We start from the raw sequence: 6,152 nt of genomic DNA, 5'->3' as shown, positions 1-6,152 counted from the left end.
TATTGGGGCGTTTTACCCGCGACTGACTGCTGCTAGAATTTGCCGATCGCTTCTTGTCTGTGGGCTTAGCGGATTGTTTAGACATATTCCGTCCTGGAAATGATGCAGTTGCAATTGACTTGAACCAGACACAGTCATATTCTTTCTTCAGAATGCCCAATCAGCATTAGAAACTATCACGCACCTAAGTTTATTGAGGTGGATGAGTCATGAATCTAATGTGATTTTCTTATGAATAGCTTGTGTAGCTTTTTAACTAGACTTGATACAGCAGAATTTCTGTGAAATCTGCTATGAGCGATCACAAGACTACTTATTCTTGCTAGAATCATGCGTATCATATGTTACGCGAATGATGGGTAAGCTACTTGCCTAACCGGGAATTTTTTCTCCAGGATAATCAAACAACTCCGTTCAGACTAGCTTGGGGCAAGATGCTGGCGCTAGAACCACAGTCCTGGGTACATAGCCCCATGAATTCAATCATTTGCCGCACAAGGTGAGGTTTGGTGACCGCTAGGATGGTGGAACCATTTTCTAGGATGGTGCTGCCATTGGGAATAATCAAGTCTTCGTGGGGGTGGGCTTGGTAGCCGATGATCAGGGAGCCGGAAGGGAAGCGTGGATCCTGGGCGACTTCTGCAACGCTGCGCCCGACGATGTAGCACTGCTGGGGAATCGATAGCTTCAGGACTTCTACCTGTCCTTGCTCGAAGTGCATCATGGCATCCACTTGGGGATATTCGATAGCGTTCACGATGCGGGCGATCGCTAGCTCGGTGGTGCTGATGATATGGGTGGCTCCGGCGAGGCGGTAGGGGGCGGCAAAGTCGCGATCGCGCATTCTCACCACAATTTGATCGACGCCATAATGTTTAGAAAGGGTGACCATGGCGAGGTTGAGGGCATCGTCCTGTAGGGATGCGATCACGGCGTCGGCTTTGCGGATACCGGCTTCCATAAGCACGGTGGTGTTGACAGCACTGCCTTCAAAGGCCATGACGCCAATTTTCTCGCGGGCATGTTGGCAAGCAAGGGGATTGGTATCCACGATGGCGATGGTATGACCCATTTGCAGTAGGGTGGTGGCTAGATCTAGCCCCATCATGCTAGCGCCTCCAATCACAACGTACATAAGCTAAACTCCTCGTGCGATCGCCTGTGCTTCTAGTTTAGATGGTCTTTTGTGTTTTAGGACGTTTACACTATTACCGTAGTGTTCCTCATAAAAGTCTGAGAACACGACTCGTCAACATCAGTACGTTTTTTGAGGTGACGAACCTCGTCGGTTAATTGACAGTATAATTGCGGCCATACCAACCTGCAGGGAGTTTCGCAAGAATTAGGTAAGAATAATAGTCTATTTCTCGTCACAATAATCCTGCGCCACCGAATGAGCCAAAGAATAATCGAATGGAGCTTTTTTGAGAATGGGCCGCCCACTTCATCCCTATGAATATGAACGTCTGATCGCTAAAGCCAAAGAGAGAGAAGCCAAGGCGAGAGTTAAAGCACGGCAGCACAGCAAAAACAGCCGTCCCAAACGCGTGCCCCCAATCAATGCCCTGCTTCAAAAGACGACAGATGCCTGGGCTTTTGGTAGTGAGCGTGTCCTAGAAAATTTTGTGTATGACAATCTCGAAGCCTTGTTGGGGTTAGTGTCTTTAAAACGACAGTACAGCCTGGCAGGAGAGATTTGTGACATTTTGGCGATCGCTCCTTCCCGCCAGCTTGTCATCCTCGAACTCAAAAACACTGAAGATCGCTCCATTGTGCAGCAGCTCACCCGCTACTACAGAGCCATCCGCGAAGCCCAACCCTTTGCGGAGCAGGTGGATTATGGGCAGCCTATCAGGCTCATGGCGATCGCTCCAAGCTTTCATCGTCACACCTGGATCGACCAAGAACATAGCACCCTGTCCTTCGAGTTTTGCAAGTTTGAGATTGTGGGCGATCGCACCACTGGGCTGTCGCTTCACCTCCATAACCACACCACCCATCACCACCACCACCTCTCAATTTCTTACGACCCAGCCGATGTGTACGACATCAGCGACTATATCCCAGATCCTCCCAGCACCCTTAACACCTTGCTGAGGAAAGTAACGAAAGAAAAGAGCGATCGCCTTCTAGCCATTCGTCACCAAATTCTCTGCTTCGATGAACGCATTAAAGAAATCGTTGCTAGTCCTGTCGTGAACTATGGTAAAGGCAAAATCCACTGCGCTGAAATCCGCTCCGGTAAACAATCAGAGCCCATCGACCTGTGGCTATATTTGCCCATCCCAAACCGCAGACCTGCCCGCCCCATCGACCAGCGCGATCACGCAGGCTTCCGCCACCCCATCGGACGCATGAACGTCCTCAGCCTTGATTGCAAGACCCCCTCATGGATTCTGTATATTCCCCCCGGTAAACAAAGCGCCCAAGGCACCTATCCGGCTCGAGACTTTGCCCGCTTCTTTGAGCAAGCTGCAATTCCCTTGGAGGGAGACATCACCCTTTCCGACTTGGTGAAGCTAGCGCTTGTATTCTGGAAAGATAAGATTTCCTAGAGATATCGTTTCTCATCGGAACTGTTAGCCATAGCGTTATTCTGAACGGGGGCGATCGCCCTGCTTGGTTAGGAATCGGTTTGTAATGCTTCAAAGCCAGCAATAATATCGAGGAGTTCCTCCGTCACTAACGTTTGGCGATGCTGATTGTAGTCGCTTTGGATTTGGGCAAGGCGTTCTTGGATATTTTTTTCGGCCACCTGCATCGCGGCCAGGCGGCTGGCATTTTCGCTGGCGAGAGATTCCGCACAGGCCCGGAATAGCCCTAGGAAGAAGAGCTGTTGGAATAGAGCAGAAAACAGTTGTTCGGGAGGTAGAGTAATCATTGGCACCTGACGCGATCGCCACGGCTGATGCCGTAGATGGTGCAGCCAAGCAGCATCCAGGGGATAGAGCTGGAAGGTTTTCGGTCGATAGCTGGATCCACCTAGGAAACGATGATGAAACACATAGATAGCGCCAATAGCTGAGTGCGATCGCCATTCTTCAAGCTGTTGCACAATCGTTTGCACCATGGGCGTGATGCCGCTCACCGAGCTAGGCACACTGAAGCTGGCATCGGTGCGGTAGCCGTCATCAGCTAGGCGCGCAGCTAGGCGGGTGCCCACGGTGATCAAACGAGGAGGGAGCGATCGCTCTTTAGCCTGGGAAGGGTGGTTTTGTAGATGGTCTAAAACAGCGGTGGCTAATTGTTCATTGAAGCGACCACACATCCCTTGATCGGAGCCGAAGATAACTAAGCAAGGCGGTGCAGCGGTGGGACGGATAGGTAAACCGCTGGGCGTATGGTGCAACAGGACTTGTAGGCTTAGCTCTAAGACCTGTTGGTAGGTGCTTAGGGACGATACAGCCCGCTCATATTGGTGGATACTGACGGCAGCTAAGGCCTTCATGGTTTTGACAATGGACTGTAGTTCCTGAGCGCTGCTGATTTTACGTTGGAGGGCTTCAGTGGTGGGCATGGGGTTCTAGGCTCCTAACCACAAGAGTTGCTAAGTCGAGCAGGGCTTTATAGTCGCCTTCAGAGAGGGGAATGCCGCTATGGATGCGATCGCCCACGTCGGGTAATTGGTCTTGGAGTGCTTGATGAATCTGAGTTTCAGCGGTAGCAATCTGGTGGCGAGGTAGAGCATCAAACACACCTTGGGTCACCGCCAGCAACACGGCAATCTGAGTAGCGGCGGGTAAATGAACGAACTGGGATTGCTTCAGCACTTCCCGCACCCGCTGCCCCCGATCCAGGGTCTTTTGGGTGGCATCATCCAGACGGGTACCAAAGCGGGCAAAGAGTTCTAACTCTTCAAACTGGGCGTAGGACAGCCGCAACGCTCCGGCCACCTTGGCATAGGCAGGAAGCTGGGTCTTACCGCCCACCCGCGACACCGATCGCCCCACGTCTACAGCAGGTAAAATACCCTTCTGAAATAGATCAGGAGTTAGGTAAATTTGTCCGTCGGTAATCGACACGAGGTTCGTGGGAATGTAGGCGGATAGGTTTTGGGCTTCTGTTTCCACGATGGGCAGGGCAGTCAGGGAGCCGCCGCCACGCTCGGCACAGAGATGGGTAGCGCGTTCTAGGAGGCGGGAATGGATGTAGAAAATGTCGCCAGGAAAGGCTTCTCGTCCGGGGGGACGGCGTAGCAGCAGGGACAGTTCTCGATAGGCGCGGGCGTGACAGATCAGATCATCGTAAACAATCAGAACATCGCGGCCCTGTTCCATAAAATATTCGCCCATGGTGGTGGCGGCATAGGGCGCTGTGTACTGCAAACCGGGGGTTGTGTTGCCAGCGGCGACCACAACGATGCAATAGTCCATGGCTCCTTCCTGCTGCAGCGTGGCAATCAATCGGGCCAGGGCCGATCCCTGTTGGCCAATGGCGCAGTAAATGCAGATCATATCCTTACCGGCTTGGTTAAGGATAGTATCCAGAGCGATCGCTGTTTTACCAATTTGGCGATCGCCGAGAATTAACTCCCGCTGACCCCGACCTACGGGAATCAGGGCATCAATCACCTTAATCCCCGTCTCAAGCGGCACCGTCACCGGGGCGCGATCGAGGATGGAGGGGGCAGGGCGTTCGATGGGCCAACGGGCGATCGCTGCGATCGGGCCACGACCATCCAAAGGTCGTCCCGTAGCATCCATCACCCGCCCCAGCAGAGCCGGCCCCACCGGCACATCCATCACCCGCCCCGTGCGGCGCACCTCACAGCCCGCCTGCAGCCCCTGGCTATCATCCAGCAGCACCACGCCCACTTCGTCTTCATCAAGGTTAAAGATCATGCCCAAGCGATCGCCCGGAAATAAAACCAGCTCTTCCGATTGTCCATGGGGTAGTCCCACAACTCGGGCAATGCCATTACCTAAATACGTAACCGTGCCGACCTCTTGGCTGGCCAATTCAGGCTGATGCTCCTGAACAGCCTGCCCGAAGGTTTGCAAGGCTTGGTCGAGGGCTGATTGTAGAAATACGTTGGACTGAGTCATGGTTATGGTCTCTCCGTTTATGTCACCCCATTCAGCCTGTAGATCTGGCATTGCCCACCCTACAGGTTTTGGTTATCTTAGCTGGTGTGATTGAGGGCGCTGGCAAGCTTGGTGTCCAGTTCGTCCAGGTAATGGGCAATATTCCAATCGAGGAGATAGCCAGCGGTGGTCACCTGAATGCCGCAGACCAGGCTTGGATCGGTGTCGAAGTCAAGGGCGATCGCCTCTGGTACATGGTCACCAATTGCTTGGCGTAGGCGATCGCTTTGAGCGGTAGACAGGGGAAAGCCGCTGCGAATCGTCAACTGATGATCTGGGCTATGGGTGAGGGCTGTTTGGAGGCGTTCTCGCTCCTGGTCAGATAGATCGTGGAGCTGGTGGATAAAGACCTGAACAATCTGTTCCTCCAGATCAATATTGGCAAGGTGGGTCAAAACTTGGCGCGTCGTGACTACCAACTGCTGAGTAGTTTGCTGATGGATCGTATCCCAGATCTGCTGATGCTCCTGCTCTAGATCCTTGAGCCACTGCTCCCGAGCGATCGCCACCGACTGCTTAGCTTCATCTAACCAAGTCTGACGCTGTTGTTCTACCTGTTGTCGCGTTTGTTCCAGCCAGTCATCGTGCTGAGCCTTGAGGGTCGCCTGCATCTGGCGATAGTATTCGGCTTCTTGGGCTGCTTCTGTGAGGCTAGTTTGGGCATCGGCAAGCTGGCTAGCAATCAGCGCCTCGCGTTTAGACATAGCCTGGGTAATGGGGCCATAGAGAAAGCGTTTGAGTAACCAGACAAGAACAAGAAAGTTAAAAATCTGGGCAACAACGGTAAACCAATCAATGAGCATGGTCTAGCCTCCTTGCTCAATCAAATAGGCCCAGTAGGGATTAGCAAATAGTAAAATTAAGGACACCACTAAGCAGTAAATCCCAGTGGATTCTACTAGCGCCATACCAACAAATAAGGTACGGGTGATGGTGGCGGCTTCATCGGGCTGCTGGGCTAGGGCGCTGAGGGCTTGGGCCAGGGCGCGTCCTTCTCCTAGGGCTGGGCCAATGGAACCAATGGCGATGGTGATGCCAGCGGTGACAATAGAAGCGATCGCAATCCAA

General features: G+C 52.8%; 6 protein-coding genes. 1 reads left to right on the top strand and 5 read right to left on the bottom strand.

Annotated features, from left to right (window positions below):
* Positions 1–400: 400 nt before the first annotated feature.
* The gene (locus tag V6D20_16780) at positions 401–1,135 is read right to left on the bottom strand and encodes a TrkA family potassium uptake protein (protein HEY9817435.1); all 735 of its coding nucleotides are present in this window, start codon (positions 1,133–1,135) and stop codon (positions 401–403) included.
* Positions 1,136–1,430: 295 nt separating this feature from the next.
* On the opposite strand from V6D20_16780, the gene V6D20_16775 reads away from it, so the two are divergent.
* Positions 1,431–2,555 carry a hypothetical protein gene (locus tag V6D20_16775; protein HEY9817434.1) on the top strand — a complete coding sequence of 375 codons (1,125 nt, stop codon included), beginning with the start codon at positions 1,431–1,433 and terminating at the stop codon, positions 2,553–2,555.
* Positions 2,556–2,623: 68 nt separating this feature from the next.
* Here V6D20_16775 and V6D20_16770 read toward each other — a convergent pair whose 3' ends face one another.
* The 4 genes from V6D20_16770 to V6D20_16755 form a co-directional block, all read right to left on the bottom strand.
* Complete coding sequence (locus tag V6D20_16770) at positions 2,624–3,517, bottom strand: F0F1 ATP synthase subunit gamma (GenBank protein HEY9817433.1); 894 nt, start codon at positions 3,515–3,517, stop codon at positions 2,624–2,626.
* On the bottom strand, positions 3,504–5,045 hold the full coding sequence (locus V6D20_16765; GenBank protein HEY9817432.1) for an alternate F1F0 ATPase, F1 subunit alpha: 1,542 nt from the start codon (positions 5,043–5,045) through the stop codon (positions 3,504–3,506). The genes V6D20_16770 and V6D20_16765 overlap by 14 nt, the downstream gene beginning before the upstream one ends.
* 77 nt (positions 5,046–5,122) lie before the next feature.
* Positions 5,123–5,887, bottom strand: a complete 765-nt coding sequence (locus tag V6D20_16760) for a F0F1 ATP synthase subunit delta (GenBank protein ID HEY9817431.1) — start codon at positions 5,885–5,887, stop codon at positions 5,123–5,125.
* A 3-nt stretch (positions 5,888–5,890) separates the two neighbouring features.
* Positions 5,891–6,152, bottom strand: a 262-nt coding sequence (locus V6D20_16755) for a F0F1 ATP synthase subunit C (protein HEY9817430.1), incomplete at its 5' end; no start/stop codon positions are given.

The organism is Candidatus Obscuribacterales bacterium (assembly GCA_036703605.1).
Taxonomy (GTDB): Bacteria; Cyanobacteriota; Cyanobacteriia; order RECH01; family RECH01; genus RECH01.
This window is presented reverse-complemented; position numbering and strand designations above follow the sequence as displayed.

Coding starts and splice junctions, on each gene's coding strand:
- V6D20_16775 (HEY9817434.1), top strand. CDS start 1,431: ATGGGCCGCCCACTTCATCCCTATGAATATGAACGTCTGATCGCTAAA.
- V6D20_16780 (HEY9817435.1), bottom strand. CDS start 1,135: ATGTACGTTGTGATTGGAGGCGCTAGCATGATGGGGCTAGATCTAGCC.
- V6D20_16770 (HEY9817433.1), bottom strand. CDS start 3,517: ATGCCCACCACTGAAGCCCTCCAACGTAAAATCAGCAGCGCTCAGGAA.
- V6D20_16765 (HEY9817432.1), bottom strand. CDS start 5,045: ATGACTCAGTCCAACGTATTTCTACAATCAGCCCTCGACCAAGCCTTG.
- V6D20_16760 (HEY9817431.1), bottom strand. CDS start 5,887: ATGCTCATTGATTGGTTTACCGTTGTTGCCCAGATTTTTAACTTTCTT.